Genomic DNA, 4,392 nt, shown 5'->3' with positions numbered 1-4,392 from the left:
GATCACGACCGCCCCGGCCCGTCCGAGCCGCGTCTCGTAGTCCCGCAGGAAGCGCCCGAGCTCCTCGCCCGTCACCATCGGTCCGGGCTCGTTGAACAGCGCCGTGCGCCGCGCGGCCGTACCGGACGGGGCGGGGCCCAGGTCGCTGACGGCCAGGGTGGCGCGTGACTCGGCGGCGATCGGGGTGAGGGCGGCGGGCAGGCCCGCCGCCGCGAGGTCGGCTTCGACGGCGCGGCCGTTCGGGCCGCCGGACAGGCCGGTGACGAGCACGTCCCGGCCGAGGGCGGCCAGCACCCTGGCGACGTTGACGCCCTTGCCGCCCGCCCTCCGGTGCACGGTCCGCACCCGGTTGACGCCGTCCCAGTCGACGCCGTCGGCCACATAGGTGACGTCGAGGGCCAGGTTCAGCGTGACGGTGAGGATCGGGCCGCGGACGGCGGGTGGTGAGGTCATCAGGGTTCTGTGATCCAGTTTCCGTGCTTCATGACACCGGCGACCTCCAGGTCGCCGGTGAGCACCACCAGGTCGGCCTGCTTGCCGACGGAGACGGAGCCGAGGCGGTCGGCGAGGCCGAGCACCCGGGCGGGGGTGAGCGAGGCGACCTCGGCCGCCTCCGGCAGCGACAGCCCGACCTGCTGGACGCTGCGCCGGAACGCGACGTCCATGGTCAGGGTGCTGCCCGCGATGGAGCCGCCGTCGGCCAGCCGGGCGACGCCGTCCACGACGTCGACCTTCATCGGGCCGAGCCCGTAGACGCCGTCGCCCATGCCGGCCGCCGCCATGGCGTCGGTGATCAGCGCGGTCCGGCCGGGCCCCGCGACGTCGTAGGCCAGGCGCATCATCGCCGGATGCAGGTGCACGCCGTCGTTGATCAGCTCGATCGTGACGCGCTCGTCCTGCAGCAGGGCGGCGATCGGGCCGGGGTCGCGGTGGTGCAGCGGCGGCATCGCGTTGTAGAGGTGGGTCGCGACGCTGCCGCCCGCGTCGATGCCCGCGATGGTCTGCTCGTAGGTGGCGTCGCTGTGCCCGAGCGCGGCGATCACGTTGTTCGCGACCGCCTCCCGGATGGTGTCCAGCGCGCCGGGCAGCTCGGCGGCGATGGTGAGCATCCGCACGTGGCCGCGCCCGGCCCTGAGCAGGCCGCCGAACTCCCGGGGGGAGGGCTCGCGGAGCAGCGCCGGGTTGTGCGCGCCGCAGCGGGCCTTGGAGATGTAGGGGCCCTCGAAGTGGATGCCGGCCAGCAGGCCGTCGTCGCACAGGTCGGCCAGGGCGGAGGTCGCCCCGGCCAGGTCGTCGAGGGTCGCGGTGACCAGGCTGGCCATGAGGGTGGTGGTGCCGTGCCGGGAGTGCAGGGCGGCGATCCGGCTCGCCTGGTCCGGATCGCCGGTGGGGAAGGAGCCGCCCGCCCCGCCGTGGTTGTGGATGTCGACGAATCCCGGCACGACGTACCGGCCCGAGAGGCTGTGGCCGGGTCCGGGGGCGGATCCCTGGCCGATGTGGGTGATACGGCCGTCTTCTATGGTGAGCCAGCCTCCGTGGACACCTTCGGGGGTCACGATGCGGGCGTCGGCGAGTGTGATGCTCATGGCACCATCCTCTCCGGTTCTCGGGAGGACCGGTCGTCAGGAGGAGAGGATCACCGATCTGGTGAGGTGGAGCGGCTCGTCGGGGTTGAGGCCCTGGGCGTGCGCCCGGGCCACAGCCACCCGGTGGACCCTGACGAGCTCGGCCATCGGGTCGAGGGCGCTCTCCAGGAAGGCTCCGCCGGTGGCCTCGATCTCGCCCCGCAGGCCCTCCGGGGCCTCGCCGAGCATCCAGGTGACCCGGTTCGGCCCGGCGATGCTGATCGGGCCGTGCCGGTATTCCATCGCGGGATAGGACTCGGTCCACGCCCGGCAGGCCTCGCGCATCTTCAGCCCGGCCTCCACGGCCAGGCCGTACGTCCAGCCGCGGCCCAGGAAGGTGAACTGCTCGGCGGCGAGCAGCTCGGCGGGGAGCGGGTCGGCGACCGCGCGCTCGGCGTCGGCGATCGCGGCGGTCAGGTCCTCACCGAGGTGGGCGCGGAGCAGGGCGAGCTGGGTGGTGGCGAACCGGGTCTGCACGACCGACTTCTCGTCGGCGAAGTCGAGCACCACGACCTCGTCGGCGAGGGACATGACCGGGGTGTCCGGGTCGGCGGTGATCGCGGTGGTCGCCGTGCCGGTGCTCCTGAGCAGCTCCAGCACTTCGGTGGTGGTGCCCGACCGGGTCAGCGCCAGCACCCGGTCGTAGGAGCGGCCGGCGGGGAACTCGGACGCGGCGAACGCGTCGGTCTCGCCGTGCCCGGCCCGCTCGCGTAGGACCGCGTAGGCCTGGGCGATGAACCAGGAGGTGCCGCAGCCGACGACGGCCACGCGCTCGCCCCGCCGGGGGAGGGCGTCGGTGGACACCTCGCTGACGGCGCGGCGCCAGCAGTCCGGCTGGGACGCGATCTCGGTTTCGGTGTGCGTGGTCACGACATGCCTCCCCGTTTTGCTTCGTTTATGAGTGATTTATAGCAGAAATGAGCATGATTGTGCAGAGGTAGGTTTTGATCCCTTGCTGTGCCACGCTGTTCACCGTGAGTCGATATGAGCGCTGGAACGCGATCCTCGAACTGCTCTCGCAGGAAGGGCGCCTGTCGGTGGAGCAGGCGGCCGAGGCGCTCGTCGTCTCCACCGCCACGATCCGGCGCGACTTCGACCAGCTCGCCCAGCAGCAGATGCTCATGCGCACGCGCGGCGGCGCCGTCGCCCAGAGCGTCAGCTACGACCTGCCGCTGCGCTACAAGACGGCACGCCACGCCGGGGAGAAGCAGCGGATCGCGGAGGCCGCGGCCGGGCTGGTGACGCCCGGGACCATCGTCGGCATGAACGGCGGCACGACCACCTCGGAGGTGGCGCGGGCGCTGGCCGTCCGGGCTGATCCGGAGATCGGCTTCACCATCGTCACCAACGCGCTGAACATCGCCGCCGAGTTGACCGTGCGCCAGCACGTCAAGATCGTGCTGACCGGCGGCGTGGCCAGGCCGCAGTCCTACGAGCTGATCGGCCCGCTGGCGTCGGGGGTGCTGGAGCAGGTGACGCTCGACATCGCCTTCCTGGGGGTGGACGGGATCGACGCCGAGGCGGGCGCCTCGGCCCACCATGAGGGGGAGGCCAGCGTCAACAACCTGCTGATCAGCCGGGCCGCCCAGGTCGTCGTGGTCGCCGACACCTCCAAGGTCGGCCACCGTGCCTTCGCCCGCATCTGCCCGCTCGGCGCCATCGGCACGCTGATCACCGGAGAGGGCCTCTCCGACGAGGCCGCGGCCCGCTTCACCGACGCGGGCGTCAAGGTCATCCGCGCCTGAGCCCGCCCGGCGAGGGCGTCACCGCGCGGCCGGTCCGGGCGTCGCGGCGGTGGGCGCGTAGGCCACGGCCCGGCCGAGGTAGGCGAGCACGAGCGGCACGGCGGTGGCTGCGCACGCGCCGAGATACTTGCCGACCAGCAGGCCGGTGCGACCGGCCGGGGTCGTGTCCAGGACGTGGGTCATGCCGAGCCGCCGGTTCCGGATGAGCCGGTCGGCGAGCAGGCACCTGTAAGCGATGGGATAGCAGGGACATGAGCAACTCGACCGACGTGACCATGGCCGTCTTCGGGGTGTTCCCTTCCCCGCCGCTCAGGTTCAGATCCACGTACGTCCGGCCGAAGACGGCGGCGGTCGCCGCGAAGACCAGCCCGTAGGCGATCCACAGGACGGGTTGGCGGATCTGCATACGGAACTCTTGACCTCCTCCCCGGCCTGAAGGCCGGGGATTCTCCCGTCGCGTCGCGGTCAAGCGGCGCGCGGGGGTTGACGCTTCACAGACCGGGTAGCCCCGAGGTCTCCACGTCCTGACACCGCTGGTCCGTCGGCGTTGTTGATGTTGATCGCGGCGTTGGTATCGGCGTGGCCGACCCACCCACACGCGGGGTTGACGCAGGCGAACACCGTTCCGTTGCGGCTGGCCGGGTCGCGGTGGCCGCATCGGTGGCAGGTCTGTGAGGTGCCCGGGGCGGGGACCTTGATGACCTGCCCGCCCCGGTCGGCACTCTTGTATTCGAGCATGGTGACGGTCCGGCCCCACGCCTCGCCGCTGATCGACCGGTTCAGGGCCGCCTTTTGGGCGACGTTCTTGCCCGGGGCTTCGATCGTGCCCTTGGCGGATTTGGTCATGTTGAGGATGGAGAGTTTCTCCACCTTGATCACAGCGAACGTGTCGGCGAGTTCGGTGGTGGTCTGGTGCTGCCAGTCGACGGCCCTGCGCTTGGCTTTCGCACGGAGCCGGGCGATCTGGTCGTAGGTACGCTGCTCCCGCCCGGGCGATCTGGTCGTAGGTACGCTGCTCCCGC

Annotated in this window: 7 protein-coding genes; 2 read left to right on the top strand and 5 right to left on the bottom strand. The window is 71.7% G+C overall.

The window, feature by feature from the left end; translation table 11 throughout:
* The 3 genes from CA984_RS42795 to CA984_RS42785 all read right to left on the bottom strand — a co-directional run.
* Positions 1–453, bottom strand: a 453-nt coding sequence (locus CA984_RS42795; protein WP_242676484.1) for a PfkB family carbohydrate kinase, incomplete at its 3' end; no start/stop codon positions are given.
* Positions 453–1,586: an N-acetylglucosamine-6-phosphate deacetylase gene (gene nagA / locus CA984_RS42790; protein ID WP_086579006.1), complete on the bottom strand. Its 1,134-nt coding sequence runs from the start codon at positions 1,584–1,586 to the stop codon at positions 453–455. The genes nagA and CA984_RS42795, both read right to left, overlap by 1 nt.
* A 36-nt stretch (positions 1,587–1,622) precedes the next feature.
* Positions 1,623–2,495, bottom strand: a complete 873-nt coding sequence (locus tag CA984_RS42785) for an SIS domain-containing protein (protein ID WP_086579005.1) — start codon at positions 2,493–2,495, stop codon at positions 1,623–1,625.
* Between the two features lie 104 nt (positions 2,496–2,599).
* Here CA984_RS42785 and CA984_RS42780 point away from each other — a divergent pair, with 104 nt between their 5' ends.
* Positions 2,600–3,370 (top strand): DeoR/GlpR family DNA-binding transcription regulator, encoded by a 771-nt coding sequence (locus tag CA984_RS42780; protein ID WP_086579007.1) that lies wholly within the window; start codon positions 2,600–2,602, stop codon positions 3,368–3,370.
* Positions 3,371–3,388: 18 nt separating this feature from the next.
* Here the strand turns inward: CA984_RS42780 and CA984_RS46845 are convergent, their stop codons facing one another.
* The gene (locus CA984_RS46845) at positions 3,389–3,553 is read right to left on the bottom strand and encodes a hypothetical protein (protein ID WP_165781632.1); all 165 of its coding nucleotides are present in this window, start codon (positions 3,551–3,553) and stop codon (positions 3,389–3,391) included.
* 68 nt (positions 3,554–3,621) lie between these two features.
* Here CA984_RS46845 and CA984_RS48965 point away from each other — a divergent pair, with 68 nt between their 5' ends.
* Positions 3,622–3,744, top strand: a complete 123-nt coding sequence (locus tag CA984_RS48965) for a hypothetical protein (protein ID WP_278249108.1) — start codon at positions 3,622–3,624, stop codon at positions 3,742–3,744.
* A 91-nt stretch (positions 3,745–3,835) separates the two neighbouring features.
* Here the strand turns inward: CA984_RS48965 and CA984_RS42775 are convergent.
* Positions 3,836–4,392: RNA-guided endonuclease InsQ/TnpB family protein (locus CA984_RS42775; RefSeq protein ID WP_165781631.1), on the bottom strand; the 557-nt coding region annotated here is incomplete at its 5' end.

It is taken from the genome of Streptosporangium minutum, assembly GCF_002149035.1.
In the GTDB taxonomy this organism is placed as follows: Bacteria; Actinomycetota; Actinomycetes; order Streptosporangiales; family Streptosporangiaceae; genus Streptosporangium; species Streptosporangium minutum.
This window is presented reverse-complemented; position numbering and strand designations above follow the sequence as displayed.

Bases quoted from the DNA above. Each gene is read 5' to 3' on its own strand.
- CA984_RS46845 (WP_165781632.1), bottom strand. From the start codon at position 3,553: ATGACCCACGTCCTGGACACGACCCCGGCCGGTCGCACCGGCCTGCTG.
- nagA (WP_086579006.1), bottom strand. From the start codon at position 1,586: ATGAGCATCACACTCGCCGACGCCCGCATCGTGACCCCCGAAGGTGTC.
- CA984_RS48965 (WP_278249108.1), top strand. From the start codon at position 3,622: ATGAGCAACTCGACCGACGTGACCATGGCCGTCTTCGGGGTGTTCCCT.